Source organism: Streptomyces caniscabiei (genome assembly GCF_014930365.1).
In the GTDB taxonomy this organism is placed as follows: Bacteria; Actinomycetota; Actinomycetes; order Streptomycetales; family Streptomycetaceae; genus Streptomyces; species Streptomyces caniscabiei.
On record NZ_JABXWI010000012.1, the window covers coordinates 210,110 to 225,103 of the forward strand.

The following is a 14,994-nucleotide window of genomic DNA, read 5'->3' on the forward strand; positions in this document are numbered from 1 at the left end:
CCCCAGGTCGGATCTTTCGCGCACTCGGTGGGTGAACCCCCAAATCCGCACGTAACGTCGAATGCATGACGCACATCGACGCGGGCACCGACCTCGATCCTGTGCACCCCACCACCGCCCCGGCCCCTGCGGACACGAGGCGGGCGCGCGGTCTGACGGCCGCCGAGGTGGCCGAGCGGGTGGCCCGCGGCGAGGTGAACGACGTACCCGTACGGAGCAGCCGCTCCACGGTGGACATCGTCCGGGCGAACGTCTTCACCCGGTTCAACGCGATCATCGGCGTCCTCTGGGTGATCATGCTCTTCGTCGCACCCATCCAGGACAGCCTCTTCGGCTTCGTCATCCTGGCCAACACGGGCATCGGCATCGTCCAGGAGTGGCGGGCGAAGAAGACCCTCGACTCCCTCGCGGTGATCGGCGAGGCGAGGCCGACGGTCCGGCGGGACGGCGTCGCCGCGCCGGTCGGCACCTCCGAGATCGTCCTCGGGGACCTGATCGAGATCGGGCCCGGCGACAAGATCGTCGTCGACGGGGAGTGCGCCGAGACCGACGGCCTGGAGATCGACGAGTCACTGCTCACCGGTGAGGCCGACCCGGTCGTCAAACAACCCGGCGACCAGGTGATGTCGGGCAGTTTCGTGGTCGCGGGCGGCGGCGCGTTCACCGCGACCAAGGTCGGCCGGGAGGCCTACGCGGCCCAGCTGGCGGAGGAGGCGAGCCGCTTCACCCTCGTCCACTCCGAACTGCGCTCCGGCATCTCCACCATCCTCAAGTACGTCACCTGGATGATGGTCCCGACCGCGATCGGTCTGATCATCAGCCAGCTGATCGTGAAGGAGAACGACTTCAAGGACTCCGTCGCCCGCACGGTCGGCGGCATCGTCCCGATGGTCCCCGAGGGCCTCGTCCTCCTCACCTCCGTCGCCTTCGCCATCGGCGTGATCCGTCTCGGCCGCAAGCAGTGCCTGGTGCAGGAACTGCCGGCCATCGAGGGCCTCGCCCGCGTCGACACCGTCTGCCTGGACAAGACGGGCACGCTCACCGAGGGCGGCATGGACGTCACCGAACTGCGCCCCCTGGGCGGCGCGGACGAGGCGTACGTACGCCGCGTGCTGGGCGCCCTCGGCGGATCGGACCCCCGGCCGAACGCCTCGCTCCAGGCGATCATCGACGCCTGCCCGGACGGCGACGACTGGCGCTGCACCCAGGCGCTGCCCTTTTCCTCGGCCCGCAAGTACAGCGGCGCGGCCTTCGGCGAGAGCGACGGCGCGTCCAGCACCTGGCTGCTGGGCGCCCCCGACGTCCTGCTCCCCGACGACGACCCGGCCCTCACCGAGACCGAACGGCTGAACGAGGACGGGCTACGGGTCCTGCTGCTGGCCCGGGTGACCAGGGAACTGGACGACCCCGACGTCGCGACCGGCGCGCACCCCACCGCCCTCGTCGTCCTCGAACAGCGGCTGCGCCCGGACGCCGCCGACACCCTGCGCTACTTCGAGGAGCAGGACGTCCGGGCGAAGGTCATCTCCGGCGACAACGCGGTGTCAGTCGGCGCGGTCGCCGGAAAGCTCGGCCTGGCCGGCGAGGTGGTCGACGCCCGCCGGCTGCCCGCCGAGCACGCGGAGATGGCGACGGCCCTCGACTCGGGCACCGTCTTCGGCCGGGTGACCCCCCAGCAGAAGCGGGACATGGTCGGCGCGCTCCAGTCGCACGGCCACACGGTCGCGATGACCGGCGACGGGGTGAACGACGTCCTGGCGCTCAAGGACGCCGACATCGGGGTGGCGATGGGCTCGGGGTCGGAGGCGACGAAGGCGGTGGCCCAGATCGTCCTCCTGAACAACAGCTTCGCGACACTGCCGTCGGTGGTCGCGGAGGGCCGCCGGGTGATCGGCAACATCACCCGCGTGGCGACGCTCTTCCTGGTCAAGACGGTCTACTCGGTGCTGCTCGCCGTCCTGGTCGTCTGCTGGCAGGTGGAGTACCCCTTCCTCCCCCGCCATCTGACGCTGCTCTCCACCCTGACGATCGGCGTCCCGGCCTTCTTCCTCGCCCTCGCCCCCAACAAGGAACGGGCGAAACCCCACTTCGTCCGCCGGGTGATGCGCTACGCCATCCCGGGCGGCGTCCTGGCCGCCGTGGCGACCTTCGCCACCTATCTGCTCGCCCGCCACCACTACACGGGCGACGGCGCGCTGGAGGCGGAGACCAGCGCCGCCACCCTCACGCTCTTCCTGATCTCCATGTGGGTGCTGGCCATCATCGCCCGCCCCTACACCTGGTGGCGCCTCGGCCTGGTCGCCGCGATGGGCGCCTCCTTCCTGCTGGTCCTCGTCGTCCCCTGGCTCCAGGACTTCTTCGCGCTGCGCCTGGTCGGCACGACGATGCCGTGGACGGCGGTCGCCGTCGCGGCCGGGGCCGGGGCCGTCCTGGAGTTCCTGTGGCGGTGGGTGGACCGGCGCTTCCCCGCGTAGGGCCAGACGGGAAACCGGACCCGGCCGCCCGGCGTCCTCGCCTCTGACCGACCTCGTCGCGAAGGGGAGACGCGCCACATGAACCCGGATCAGCCGGTGGAGTTCCACGCCCCGTGCGGGCATCTGATCGCGGCCCCGGCCGATCGCGTCGGGCAGGACGTCCGCTGCCCCCACTGTCACCGGGTGACCCGGGTGCCCTCGCCCGACGTCCCCTACGCCTCGCCGGTGCCCGTCCCGGCCGGCACCGCCGAGCCGCCCGCGCTGACCGCCCTCTACGTGACCACGCTGATCGGGGGTCTCCTCGCCGCCGGGCTCGTCTACCTGGTCATGTTCGACGAGTTCTCCGAGTCCGAGCTGGTCTCGATCACCCCGCTGTGGTTCTTCCCGGTCGTCTTCGGCCTGTACGGCTTCGCCTCGCAGCGGCTGCTGCGCCACATCGCCACCGGCCGCGCGGGCACCCTCGGCGACGCGGCCCGGATCTCCATCGACGTGGCCGGCCACTGGGCGGCGCTGGTGCTCTTCCCGTTCCTGGTGCTGAGGTGGCGCAGTTCCCTGCTCGTGTCGCTGGCGGCCGCGCTCTTCTGGGCCGTCCTGCTGTGCCTGTTCTTCGCCCTGCTCTTCCCGGCGCTCTGACCGTGCGGCGAGGGGTGCCACGGCGGTGAGGGTGCCGGGGCCGACGACCGACCACGACACCCCTCACCAGAGCCACGCCTCCCGTACTACTTCACGTCGACGTAGTCGCCCGTCGCGTTGACCGGGGCCGTCGTGGTGACGCCGGCGTAGCTGAAGCGCCAGTAACCGTCGTACGTGGCGGTGCCGGTGGCCTTCACATTGCCGTAGGCGTCCGAGTAGACCGTCTTGACCGTGGTGTACGTGCTGGTGCCCGCCTTGCGGAACTGGAGCTTCACCGGCTGCTTGGCGAAGGCCTTGTAGGTGTGGCTCTGCCAGTCGGCGCGGGTGAGCTTGCCGGTCGCGGTGACGGTCCGGCCCTTGGTGACGGGCTCCGGCCCGGCGTTCACGGTCAGCTTCGCGAGGCGCTGGACGAGGGTGGAGGCCAGCCCGCCCTGCTCCTTGTAGCCGACCTTGCCGTAGTCGATCTGGCCGCCGGTGGGGTCCTGGCCGTTGAAGGCGATGGCGTCGGCGCCCGCCTTCCAGGTCCCGGCCTGCGAGTTGAGCAGGTCGCCCTCGCCCGGCCGGATCTCGATGGTGCCCGTACAGCTCTCGGTGGTCGTGGTGGTGACCTTGCAGGTGGCGAAGTCGTCGCCGAAGAGCTGCGGGGTGCTGTCGTCGCCGAAGGTGCCGTGGTAGAGGAAGGGTTCGGCGAAGAAGTCCCCGGCGGTGACCTTGACGTCCGACCCGTGCGTCAGCGTGAACGACACCGGGGTGCTGACGGTGCCGCCGACGCCGACCTTGACAGACTTGGCGATCTTGAAGTTCGAGAAGCTGACGTTCAGCGTGTACGGCGTACCGCTCGTCGCTGCCGCGTCGGCCGCCTGTGCGGCGGGCATCCCGAGGGCGGAACAGGCCAGGGCGCCGACAACGGCGGCCACAGTGGCTTTTGTGCGCATGTGTTCCCCAAGTGGAGAAGAGTTGATCGTGGGGCCAGTCGGCCCGCCTGATCTGAACATGCGTTCCCACCACATACGGGACTCTTCGTCCACTTCTTACGAAAGTCCGACTCCGGCCTTACGCAAAGAGCGCCGGCCCCGGGGCAACCCCGGGGCCGGCGCCCACACGTCCTACCGCCGCCCGCGGCCTACTTCACATCGACGGCGTCGGCCGCCGACGTCACGGCCGCCGTGGTCGAGGTGCCCGCGAAGACATAGCGGTACGTGCCGTCGACGGTCGCCTTGACGGTGGTCTTCAGGGCGCCCGTGGAGGACGACTTGACCGTCTTGACGTCCTTGTAGACGGACGTGCCCTTCTTCTTGAACTGGAGCTTCACGGCCTGACCGCCGTACGCCGGGAACTTGTTGGTCTCCCAGTTGGCGCGGGTCAGCTTGCTGGTGACCGTGAGGGTCTTGCCCTTCTTGACAGGCTCGGGGGCCGCGTTGGCGCCGGTGAGCCGCGCCTCGCGCTGCAGCTTGACGGTGCCGAGGCCGCCCTGCCAGGTCTCGCCCATGTCCGCGGAGTTCTCGTCGAACTGGATGGCCAGGCCGCCGGCCTTCCAGGTCTTGGCGTACGTGTTGACGAGTTCACCGTCGGCCGGCCTGATGTCGATGAGCGCCTTGCAGTCGGCGGTGGTCGCGGACGTGGCCGTGCAGGACGCCGCCTCGTCGCCGAAGAGCACCGGGTTGTTCAGTGTGTCTTCCACCGAGGCGGGCACCGACTTGAGGTAGAGGAAAGGCCCGTTGGCGAAGTCCCCGTCGGCGATGTCCACGTCCGCGGCGTGCGTGAGCTTGTAGGTGACCGACACCGAGCGCTTCTTGCTGGCGCCGACGACGATCGGCTTGCCGCCGTTCACCTTCATGCCGGAGAAGGAGACGTCGGGGCCCGCCGTCGCGTCGGCGGTGGTGGCCGCGCCGAACGCGGACGGCCCGGCGCCGGCGGTGACCGCCGCCCACTGCGGCGAGGTGGCGATGCCGTTCGACGAGTCGTCCGCGGCGTACACGGTCGGGGCGGCGAAGGCGGAGAGCGCGAGAACGCCGGAAACGGCGACCGCGGTGGTTCGGACACGCATGTGTTCCCCCGGTGGAAGGTGGGGCCCGACGATGATCGTCGTACGGGCCCCGGCGATGGCGGTTCTGTCGACCCGCGTGGTCTGTGCGGCAGGGGACGCGCCGGTGGGTCCGGCGCGTCCCCTGTCTCCCGCCGCGGACCACTGCCGGGCGGGAGGGTGAGCCAGGGGCTCGTCGCTTACTTCACGTCGATGGCGTCGCCGGCCGACGTCACGGCCGCCGTGCCGGAGCTGCCCGCGAAGACGTAGCGGTAGGAGCCGTCGGCGGTCGCCTTGACGGTGGTCTTCAGGGCGCCCGTGGAGGACGACTTGACCGTCTTGACGTCCTTGTACGCGGACGTGCCCGCCTTCTTGAACTGCAGCTTCGCGGCCTGACCGCCGTACGCCGGGAACTTCTCGGTGTCCCAGTTCGCGCGGGTCAGGCTGCTGGTGACCGTGATGGTCGCGCCCTTCTTGACCGGCTCCGGAGAGGCGTTCGCGCCGGCGAGCTTGGTCTGGCGCTGGATCTTGAAGGTCTTGGCCGGGTCCTTCTCGACGTAGTCGAAGTCCTTGGCCGCGGCGAGCGCCCAGACCTTCCAGGTGCCGGCCACGGAGTTGATCAGGTTCGCCTGCGTCTCGACGGTGAAGCTCGCCTTGCAGGAGGCCGTGGTCGCGTTGACCTTCTTGCAGGTGGCGAGGCTCTCGTCGTTGCCGTTGGCGACGGCACCGCTGTCCGCCGTGTCCAGGCTCGCGCCGTGGTACAGGACCACGGTGACGTCCTTCAGGCTGATGCCCGAGTTGTCCGAGGCGTTGAAGGAGACCGAGAAGGTCTTCTTGCCGACGCCGACGACGACCGGCTTACCGCCGTTGACCACGACGTTGGAGATCTTCGTGTCCCCGGCGGTCGGAGCGGCCTGCGCGGCCGGGGCGACGAAGGCGGTCAGGGCCAGGGCGCCGGTGACGGCACCCACGATGGCACGCTTGTGCAATGTGTTCCCCACGTTGAAGGGGACCCGCGGCGATGATGACGCACGAAGTGCTTGCACGCGGGGCCCGAGTGTCTGGAGAGCCGGGTGGCTCACCAGACCAGACTCGGGGCCCCTGGGAATGGTTGTACGAGTTGTGAACAACCTTTGCGAATGTTGCGCAGATCACATCGCGGAGGTTTGGTCAGTCGAACCAGCGGTCCCGGGCCAACTCCTCGGTCCTGGACGGGTCTTCGAGCAGCGCGGCCACCTCGAAGCGGCGGGGCCACTGGCCCGCCGCCCAGGCAAGGCCGGCCGCGACACCCTCCAGCGTGGCGGCGTGCAGCACGCCGTCCCGGGTGCGGCGCCAGTCCAACTCCACGCCGTCGACGACGAGTTCCTCGTGCTCGACGTACGACGCGGGGGTGGCCGGTCCGAGCAGGACGCGCACGGAGTCGGGCACCTCGTGTTCCGTGCCCTCCGAGTCGACCTCCCCGGTCACCGACTCACTCAGCCGCCGCACCTGGAACAGCTCGGCCAACTCGGCGGCCCGCGACGGCCGTACGGGAAGCAGCGGCACACCGGAGGTGAAGGGCAGCAGGTCGGGCGAGTCGACGACCATGGTGTCGGCCGCGTCCACGACGGTCACCTCACCGTCCACCACCGCGCGCAACTCGTCCGGCAGGGTGACCTGTTCGGGGTCGAGGTCGGCCAACGCGCCGTACAGGCCGTGCAGTTGCGCGGCGGTCACCGGCAGGTCCGGGTCGGCCAGGCGGTCCAGCAGCTCGGCGGCGCCGCCCGGCTCGTCCAGCAGCGCGGCCACCGAGGTGCGCACGCCCAGCGCCCGCAGGACCTGCTCGTCGTCGAAGCCGGTGGCGTCGGCCTCGTCGTACAGACCGCGCAGCAGCGGGTCGCCGCCGGCCGCGAGCAGGCCCGCCGGGCGACGGCCGTCGAGGACGGGGTTACCGCGCAGCCACCAGGCGGTGTAGGGGCGGACGGTCTCGTGCGTTCCGTCCGGGAGCAGGATGCGCACCGGCTGCACCAGCGCGTCGCGCAGCGGCGGGCGGGCCAGCAGCGCGAGCGCCTCCGGCCAGCGGTCCTCGTCGACGAGGTCCAGGTCCCGCACGGCCACGAGCTCCGTCGCGACCGGCGGCACCGGACTGTCCGGGAACCGGTCGAGGATGTCCTCCGCCCACACGTCCACCGCGTCCAGCAGCCCGGCGTCGTCGGGCTCGGCGAAGTCCCCGTCGCGCGGCTCCAGTTCGTCGGGGTCGAGGACGACGTCGGTGGCACGGACCAGGGCGAAGTTCGCCAGAACTCCACAGGCCGCCAAGGGCTGTTCGCCCCAGCGCTCGGCCAGTTCGGCGTCGACGAAGGCGAGTTCGTCCTCGCGCATGACCTGGGCGAACGGGCTGCCGGGCAGGACCAGCTCACCGGCGGGGGCCGGCTCGCCGTCCTCGTCGGTCAGGGCGAGGGCACCGAGCCAGGGTTCGTCGCCGGGTTCCAGACCCGCGTCACGGACCAGGGCGAGGACGAGGTCGGCCAGCTCGTCGGCGTCCGGCCGGCCGTCCTCCTCGTCCCAGACCCCGCCGTCGTCGTCCAGGGAGGCGGCCACGGCGGCCCGTACCTGCGGGGTGGTGAGCACGGCACGCGGGGTCGCCGGCAGCGCGCCCAGCTTCTCCAGGAGCGGATGCGCGGCGTCCGGGTGCGCCACCTTCAGCCCGAGACGGGCGAGGGTGTCGGGACGCGCCGCCTGCGGGCCGTCGGGGGACGGCAGGAGGATCTGCCGGGGCCCGATGGTGGTCCGTCCGTCCGCCAGCGGCACCGGCAGACCGGACAGCCGGTCCGGATCGACCCCGGCGAGGCTGTCGTACAGCCGCCGCCACCAGTCGGGGGCCTTCTCCAGCCCCGCGAGCCGGTCGATCGCGTCCCCCAGCGGCAGGCGCGCGACACCCAGCGTCCGCAACTCCGCGCGCCGTTCGAGCCCGGCGGGCAGCAGGCTGGGCAGGACGTCCGCGAGCACCTCGACGGTCTCCGCGCCGGCCCCCTCCACGACCTCGGCGTCACGCGGACGCAGCGCGGCGGACAACTCGTCCAGCTCGTCGTCGGGTTCGGGCATCACGGCACGCGGCAGGAACGCGGTCCGCGGCAGCCGCTCCAGGATCGCCTGCCGCAGCGCCCCGTCCAGCTCGCCCTTGCCCAGCGGGCCGGGCACGAGGTCGATGACGCCCTCGCCCACCGGCTCCCAGGCGGCGAGGAGCGCGGCGTACGCGTCCGCCGCGCGCTGCACGAGGAAGTCGGTGAGCGGCCCGGGCGCGGCGTGCCGCCGGGTCGTGTCGAGCGGGAAGGAGGCGATGAGCAGCGCGGGGACCCCGAGGGCCTCGTCGCTGGGGGTGGGCGCGTGCACGACGGGGCTGGTGCGCGGGCGGACCGGCGCGCCGTCGGGAGCGGTCGGCACCGCCCAGGTGACGGACCAGTGCGGCCGCAGCCGCTCCTCGACGGGCCGGTCGGCGAGCAGCGTGGCCTCGATCGCCCCGTGCTCGGCGACGGTGCGCCAGCGCGTGACCCCGTCCCGCGAGTCCTCCACGACGACGTACGCCCCCTCCACGCGCCGTCGCAGCGTCCGCGCCTCGTCGGCGCCGACCTCGATGACGACCTCGTCGAGGCCGGGCAGGGCCAGCAGCAGGGCGTCGTCGACGGCGTGCAGCAGCCGCTCGGCGAGATCGGCGGCGGCGGTGTCGCGCAGCGGCAGGATCACGACGGTGTCGTACGACTCCGGAGCGGACCCCTCGGCCGCGAACGGCAGCCGCAGCAGCGGCACATGACCGTCCCGGCGGCGGATCTCGTCGCCCAGTCCCGGGCTGTGCCGGGCGGTGTCGGCGGCGAGCAGCCGGGCCTCGGCGAGCGAGAAGCGGATACCGCCGTGCCGCCCGACGACGGCGGGCTCGTCGGTGACGGCGAGGACAGCGGCGAAGCCGACACCGAACCGGCCCACCGCGCCCTCGTGGCCGCCGGCCGGGGTGTCGCGCTTCGCGGACGCGCGGAGCGTGGACAGCGACTCCACACCACCCGCGTCCAACGGGGCGCCCGTGTTGGCGGCGGCGAGGACACCGTCCCGGAGGGTCAGCCGCAGCCGCCCGGGGACCTTCGCCCTGGCCGCCGCGTCTGCGGCGTTCTGCGCCAGTTCCACGACGAGGCGGTCCCGGTACCCGCCGAGGACGAGGTCCTCCTCGGCGTTGGCGTCCTCGCGGAACCGGGCGGGACTGGTCGCCCAGGCGTCCAGCACGCCCCGCCGCAGTCGCGCCGTCCCGAACGGGTCCGCACCCTCGGCTGCCGGCCGCACGAACTTGCTCACGGTTCACTTCTCCCTGTCGCCTGGTGACCACGAAGGTACCGGGTCGCTGCGCCGGCTTGGCCGTGTGTCCAGGGGGGTGGGGGGTAGCTGGTATGTCCGAGGGTGCGGGTGGTTCGTGGTTGCGCGCGCAGTTCCCCGCGCCCCTGCAAAGCAGGGGCTGCGCCCCGTACTTTTCAGGCCCGCAGAACCGTGAGCTTTCAGGCCCGCGGGGCCCGCGCTTCCAGGCCCGCGGGGGCCTGATGCTTTTAGGGGCGCGGGGAACTGCGCGAGAAGCCCCACCGGAGCCGCACCCGCCGACGAACCCGCACCCCCGAGCTCTCAGGCGAACCCAATCACTGAACCGGCGACCCTACGAATGCCCCAGATCCGCCTCGGACTCGGCCTCCTCGGACACCGGCACCGACCCGGAATCCGGCGCCGGCCGCAGCGGGAAGGGATCCACCCGCGTCTCGTCGAGCCGCGGCGGAGCCGGCCGCGGCGGCTTCGGCATGACCGCCGCCTCCGAGTGCCCCCCGCACCCGTACGTCAGGGACACCATCCGCCCGTCCGCCGGCGCGAACTCGTTCGCGCACACGCCGAAGGCCTGCCCGAGCGACCCCCCGATCGGCACGAGGAATCCACAGCTCACACACGAGGCGGGCGCGGCCTGGGCCATCGCGGTCTTGGCCCCGAAGCCCTCCTCCCACCGGTCCGCCGCCGTGTGCAGCCCGTACCGGGACAGGACGCGCGCCCGGCGCATCCCCAGCTCCTCGGCGACCGCGGCGATCGACCCACGGCTCGGCGCGAGCGGCAGATTCGCCGGCACCCCGCCGGTGACCTCGGCGTCCTCCGCCTCCACCAGCTCGGCCATGTCGTGCGAGACCGGCGAGTTGGGCAGCGGCTCGTCCTCGCCGGAGTACCCGGGCTCCAGCCGGAGATCCTCGGCATCGGTCGGCAGCAGGTCGCCGGGGCCCATGTCGCCGGGCCGCAGCCGCTCGCTCCACGGCACCCACTCCGGCGCGAGCAGCGCGTCCGGGCCGGGCAGCAGCACGACCTCGTCCAGCGTCACGAACTTCGCGCGGGAGGCGCGGGCGACGGTGACGGCCCAGCGCCAGCCGCGGTAGCCCATCTCCTTGCACTCGAAGAAGTGCGTCACGACCCGGTCGCCCTCGGAGACGAGGCCCGCGTGTTCGCCCACCACACCGGGGGCGGCGGCCTCCTCGGCTGCGGAGCGGGCGAGGTCGACGGCCTCGGCGCACAGGCGGTCGGGGGTGCGGCTTCGCGTTGTCGCTGCGCTCACAGGTATCGCTTCTCTCCTACGCCGTCTCACGAGTGCGCCTCCCTCGGCGGGGGGTGCGGACGGAGCGGACCAGGGGGCCGCGTCGACGTCCGCGCCCGATCGCACTCGGGCGCACCTATGTCATCCATTCTGCGGGATGAACGAGAGGCGCGCGGCCGAGAACAACCGCCGCAGGCGCGCTATGCACGCTACCTTCTCCCGGGCTCCACGCCCACACCGACGTACGGTTCCGCTCCGCTGGGGTTGGGCCGGGGTTGGCTTGAACGGGGTGCCTATGAGCTCGGGGGCGCGGGTTGTCGGGCGTCTGCGGGCCCGGTGGGGCGTCTCGCGCAGTTCCCCGCGCCCCTAAAAGATCCAGGCCCTGCGGGCCTGAAAGACCACGGCCCCGGCAGGCCCGAAAGGCGAGGGGGGCGGGTCGAAAAGCACGGGGCGCAGCCCCGGCTTTTCAGGGGCGCGGGGAACTGCGCGAGAAGCCCCACGCACCCGCACCCGCCGACGAACCAGGCACCCCCACCCCCGACGCGCCCCCGACACCTCCCACGGCCATACGAGCGGTAACCGCACTACGCCCCGCCATCTCGGGGCACTATGACGAGGTGACCGGCGCCGAGCGGAGCGGAGCGCGCGGATCGGGTCGGATGACCGGCGTGGTCCGCTCGGTGGGCCGCGCCCTGCACCTCCCGTTCACCGGCCCCGCCCGAGGCATCCGCAAGGCCACCCACGCCCACGGCGCCGGCGAGTCCGGCCTCGGCAAACTCATCGAACTCCACGGAGTGAACGGCGCCGGCGACGTGATGATCACCGTCTCCCTCGCCTCCACCGTCTTCTTCTCCGTCCCCACCGACGAGGCCCGCGGCCGCGTCGCGCTCTACCTCGCCATCACCCTCGCCCCCTTCGCCCTCCTCGCCCCCGTCGTCGGCCCCCTCCTGGACCGTCTCCCGCACGGCCGCCGCGCCGCCATGGCCGGCGCCATGCTGACCAGGGCGTTCCTCGCCCTGATCCTGGTCGGCGCCGTCGAGACCGGCCGGATCGAGATGTACCCCGCCGCCCTGGGCGTCCTCGTCGCGTCCAAGGCGTACGGCGTCGTCAGAAGCGCGGTCGTCCCCCGCCTCCTGCCACCCCGGTTCTCCCTGGTGAAGGCCAACTCCCGGGTCACCCTCTGCGGTCTGCTCGCCACCGGCGTCGCCGCGCCCATCGGCGCCGGACTCCAGGCCCTCGGCCCCCGCTGGCCGCTCTACGGCGCCTTCCTGATCTTCGTGGCGGGTACGTTCCTCTCCTTCACGCTGCCCGCGAAGGTCGACTCGGCGAAGGGCGAGGACCGGGCCCTGCTCGCGGCGGACGCCGAGCATCTGCACGGCCCGCACCGCAGCAGCACCCTCAAACGGCCGGGCCTGCGGACGGTCGGCCCGGCGGTCACCCACGCGCTCGGCGCCAACGCCGCCCTGCGCGGCCTCTCCGGCTTCCTGATCTTCTACCTGGCGTTCCTGCTGCGCATCCACCCGCTGCACGGGCAGAGCGCGGCCCTGTCGCTGGGCATGGTGGCCGTCGCCGCCGGCACCGGAAACGCGCTGGGCACCGCCGTCGGCGCCTGGGTGAAGCAGCGCTCGCCGGAGCGGATCATCGTGACCGTCGTCGCCGTGGAACTCGCCGTGGCGATCATGGCGGCGCTGTTCTTCGGCACGTTCTTCATCGCCGCGCTCGCCGCCGTCGCCGGGTTCTCGCAGGCCCTGTCCAAGCTGTCGCTGGACGCCCTGATCCAGCGGGACGTCCCCGAACTCGTGCGGACCTCCGCCTTCGCCCGCTCCGAGACCCTGCTCCAGATGGCCTGGGTGGTCGGCGGCGCCATCGGTATCGCCCTGCCGCTCAACGGCACCCTGGGGATGGCCGTGGCCGCCGCGATCGTCGCCGCCGGCTGGCTCACCACGGTCCGCGGACTGCTTTCCTCCGCCCGGCACGGCGGTGCGCCCCGCGCCCGGATCGCCTGACCGTGCGCCCGGCCGATCCGGCACGCCGTACCCCACGTAGGGGCACGCCTGGACGGGCCAGATAGCCTTCGCCCATGACCTTCCAGCCCCGCGGCGGAGCCGCTCGTCGACACAGCCGTCGCGCCGCAGCCACTCTCGGCGCTGTCTCCGCCGGACTTCTCGTCCTGTCGGCCTGCGACGAGCCGACGCCGATGGCCACCGTCACGATCGGTACCGACTCGATCAGCTCCGAGGCCGCGTGCTACCGGACCCTCACCGCCGAGCAGGCCGTGGAGTGCGCGCAGGAGAAGCCCTCCAAGTCCGTCGAGCTGCCCGATGACGAGACCCTTCGCATCGGCGTCGACCCGGAGGTCGCGGACGCGGGTTGGACCCTGTGGATCGACGGGCGGCCGGTCGTCAACGAGACGTTCGACAAGACGTACAAGGCGTTCCCCAACCCCGGCCTCTTCGCGACCCAGCCCGGGCAGACCGCCCCGAAGTCGCTGACCATCAGCGTCGTCCAGCAGAACGCCGAGGGCTCCAAGATCGAGGGCGTGTGGAACTTCAAGCTGGAGAACCCGGACGCCTGATCCACCGCCGACACCCATGCGCATCCTCGTAGCCACCGCCGTCCCGGCCGAACGGGACGCGGTGGCACGAGCGCTTCCGGGCCCGGCGACCGAGACCCGCCTCCCGGCCGGCACCCTGCACCGCCACCGCGTCACGGCCCACGGACCGGACACGCCCCCGACCGAGGGCACCCTCGCCACCGGCCCGGAGTACGACCTCCTCGCCGCCGGGGTGGGCCCCGCGCTCGCCGCCGCCTCCACCGCCGGCGCGCTGACCGCCGCCGTGCTGGAGGGCAGGCCGTACGGGCTGGTCGTCTCCGCCGGGATCGCGGGCGGGTTCCTGCCCGATGCCCCGCTCGGCTCGCTCGTCCTCGCCGACGAGATCACCGCCGCCGATCTCGGCGCCGAGACACCGGACGGCTTCCTCCCGGTCACCGACCTGGGCTTCGGTACCGTCACCCACCGCCCCCCGCGGGACCTCGTACGCGCCGCCGCGACCGCCACCGGCGCCCGTACCGGCACCGTGCTCACCGTCTCCACGGTCACCGGCAGCGCCGAACGCGCGGCCACCCTGCGCGCCCGCCACCCCCACGCGCTGGCCGAGGCGATGGAGGGCTTCGGGGTCGCCGAGGCCGCCGCCGCGCACACCACGCCCGTCCTGGAACTGCGGGCCGTCTCCAACCCCGTGGGCCCGCGCGACCGCGCCGCCTGGCGGGTCGGCGACGCCCTGACCGCGCTCACCACGGCCTTCGGGAAGCTGACGCCCGTACTGGAGAGTTGGGACCCATATGAGCCCTGATACGAGCATGAGCCCTGACACGAGCGCCGCGAGCGCCCCCGACCCGGCCATGAGCGCCCCCGAGGCGGCCGGCGGCGCGCTGCGGATGGCGTACTCCCCCTGTCCCAACGACACCTTCGTCTTCGACGCCTGGGCGCACGGCCGGATCCCGGGCGCGCCCGCGCTCGACGTGACGTTCGCGGACATCGACATCACCAACGGGATGGCCGAACGCGGCGACCTCGACGTACTGAAGGTGTCGTACGCCGTCCTGCCGTACGTCCTCGACGAGTACGCGCTGCTGCCGTGCGGCGGGGCGCTCGGGCGGGGCTGCGGTCCGCTGGTGCTGACGCGGGAGCCGGGCGCGGACCTCACCGGCCGTACGGTGGCCGTGCCGAGCGAGCGCTCGACCGCCTATCTGCTCTTCCGTCTCTGGGCGGCGGACACCCTGCCCGGCGGGGTCGGCGGGATCGTGGTGATGCCGTTCCACGAGATCATGCCGGCCGTGCGGGACGGGAAGGTCGACGCCGGACTCGTCATCCACGAGGCCCGCTTCACGTACCAGAACTACGGCCTCCACAAGCTCGCCGACATGGGCGAACACTGGGAGGACACGACGGGGCTGCCGATCCCGCTCGGCGCGATCATCGCGAAGCGCTCACTGGGGCGTCAGACCCTGACGACGCTCGCGGACACGATCCGGGCCTCCGTCCGCGCGGCCTGGGACGACCCCGAGGCCTCCCGCCCGTACGTCCTGGCACACTCCCAGGAGATGGATCCGGCCGTCGCCGACCAGCACATCGGGCTGTACGTCAACGAGTTCACCGCCGACCTCGGCGAGGACGGCTATGCGGCGGTCAGGGGGCTGCTCACCCGCGCTGCGGCCGAGGGACTGCTGCCGCCCCTCGGCCCAGGCGCGCTCGAATTCCCTTGAGAGGGACGGGAGTCCGCGGG

At 72.5% G+C, this 14,994-nt stretch carries 11 protein-coding genes; 6 read left to right on the forward strand and 5 right to left on the reverse strand.

Features of this window, described 5'->3' with window-relative positions; all coding sequences use genetic code 11:
- The first annotated feature begins 65 nt into the window (after positions 1 to 65).
- A complete protein-coding gene (locus tag HW837_RS31235; protein ID WP_193380407.1) occupies positions 66 to 2,474 on the forward strand; it encodes an HAD-IC family P-type ATPase in 2,409 nt (802 codons plus the stop codon).
- A 78-nt stretch (positions 2,475 to 2,552) separates the two neighbouring features.
- On the forward strand, positions 2,553 to 3,107 hold the full coding sequence (locus HW837_RS31240; RefSeq protein ID WP_045556048.1) for a hypothetical protein: 555 nt from the start codon (positions 2,553 to 2,555) through the stop codon (positions 3,105 to 3,107).
- An 86-nt stretch (positions 3,108 to 3,193) separates the two neighbouring features.
- Here the strand turns inward: HW837_RS31240 and HW837_RS31245 are convergent, their stop codons facing one another.
- The 5 genes from HW837_RS31245 to HW837_RS31265 form a co-directional block, all read right to left on the reverse strand.
- Positions 3,194 to 4,042 carry a hypothetical protein gene (locus HW837_RS31245; protein WP_045556047.1) on the reverse strand — a complete coding sequence of 283 codons (849 nt, stop codon included), beginning with the start codon at positions 4,040 to 4,042 and terminating at the stop codon, positions 3,194 to 3,196.
- 188 nt (positions 4,043 to 4,230) lie between these two features.
- Positions 4,231 to 5,154, reverse strand: a complete 924-nt coding sequence (locus HW837_RS31250) for a hypothetical protein (RefSeq protein ID WP_045556046.1) — start codon at positions 5,152 to 5,154, stop codon at positions 4,231 to 4,233.
- Between the two features lie 176 nt (positions 5,155 to 5,330).
- A complete protein-coding gene (locus HW837_RS31255; protein ID WP_196789338.1) occupies positions 5,331 to 6,119 on the reverse strand; it encodes a DUF5707 domain-containing protein in 789 nt (262 codons plus the stop codon).
- Positions 6,120 to 6,300: 181 nt separating this feature from the next.
- The gene (locus HW837_RS31260; protein WP_045556044.1) at positions 6,301 to 9,450 is read right to left on the reverse strand and encodes a sacsin N-terminal ATP-binding-like domain-containing protein; all 3,150 of its coding nucleotides are present in this window, start codon (positions 9,448 to 9,450) and stop codon (positions 6,301 to 6,303) included.
- A gap of 349 nt (positions 9,451 to 9,799) precedes the next feature.
- Complete coding sequence (locus HW837_RS31265; protein ID WP_045556043.1) at positions 9,800 to 10,729, reverse strand: DUF3027 domain-containing protein; 930 nt, start codon at positions 10,727 to 10,729, stop codon at positions 9,800 to 9,802.
- Between the two features lie 638 nt (positions 10,730 to 11,367).
- Here HW837_RS31265 and HW837_RS31270 point away from each other — a divergent pair.
- The 4 genes from HW837_RS31270 to HW837_RS31285 all read left to right on the forward strand — a co-directional run bounded on the left by HW837_RS31270 (position 11,368) and on the right by HW837_RS31285 (position 14,974).
- Positions 11,368 to 12,714, forward strand: coding sequence for an MFS transporter (locus HW837_RS31270; RefSeq protein ID WP_045556042.1), 1,347 nt, complete (start codon positions 11,368 to 11,370; stop codon positions 12,712 to 12,714).
- Positions 12,715 to 12,788: 74 nt separating this feature from the next.
- Positions 12,789 to 13,283: a hypothetical protein gene (locus HW837_RS31275; protein WP_045556041.1), complete on the forward strand. Its 495-nt coding sequence runs from the start codon at positions 12,789 to 12,791 to the stop codon at positions 13,281 to 13,283.
- Positions 13,284 to 13,299: 16 nt separating this feature from the next.
- The gene (locus HW837_RS31280; RefSeq protein ID WP_193382461.1) at positions 13,300 to 14,061 is read left to right on the forward strand and encodes a futalosine hydrolase; all 762 of its coding nucleotides are present in this window, start codon (positions 13,300 to 13,302) and stop codon (positions 14,059 to 14,061) included.
- A 49-nt stretch (positions 14,062 to 14,110) separates the two neighbouring features.
- Entirely contained in the window at positions 14,111 to 14,974 is an 864-nt protein-coding gene (locus tag HW837_RS31285; RefSeq protein ID WP_193382470.1) for a 1,4-dihydroxy-6-naphtoate synthase, read from the forward strand.
- The last annotated feature ends 20 nt before the right edge of the window (positions 14,975 to 14,994 follow it).